1 rRNA gene is annotated in these 647 nt (G+C 45.3%); it reads left to right on the plus strand.

The annotated features are described in order from the left end of the window. Positions 1–530: 530 nt before the first annotated feature. A 16S ribosomal RNA gene (locus D0T21_RS31515) occupies positions 531–647 on the plus strand; the annotation flags it as partial.

The following is a 647-nucleotide window of genomic DNA, read 5'->3' on the forward strand; positions in this document are numbered from 1 at the left end:
CATCCCGAACAGGACCGTGAAACAACTCTGCGCCGATGATAGTGCTGCAACCAGTGTGAAAGTAGGTTATCGTCAGGCTAGTTATAAGAAGAAGCCCACCAGGTGATCCTGGTGGGCTTTTTTGCGTAGGTAAAATACATGCTCGCTGTTAAGAAATACCTTGCCAATCAAGTCTGTTCTTTGCTATAGTTTGCCCCCTTGCAGAACAAGGCATTCATATGCTGAGTTAAGTAAGAAAAATAAGAGCTTGACGAGATAAGCGAAACACTTCATAATCTTGCCTCTTCGCTGATGAACACAACGCTTCTTCAGCAAGCAGTACCGAATAAGTTCTTTAAAAATTTACAGTCGATAAGTGTGGACGTTTGATGAAAGTGCACACGCTGCTTAGGCGGCGTGAAACTTAAAATATCAAATGTTCACAAGAAGTAATGAAATAGGCGCTACGAAAGTAGTGGCCTGTCAGTATTTTGAGTGAGCGACCCCTTAGCAATAAGGGTGCTACGAGAGTAGCAAAAGCAACAGAGATTAAACTGAAGAGTTTGATCCTGGCTCAGATTGAACGCTGGCGGCATGCCTTACACATGCAAGTCGAACGGCAGCGCGGGGCAACCTGGCGGCGAGTGGCGAACGGGTGAGTAATATAT

The organism is Duganella sp. BJB476, from assembly GCF_003416895.1.
GTDB lineage: Bacteria > Pseudomonadota > Gammaproteobacteria > Burkholderiales > Burkholderiaceae_D > Rugamonas.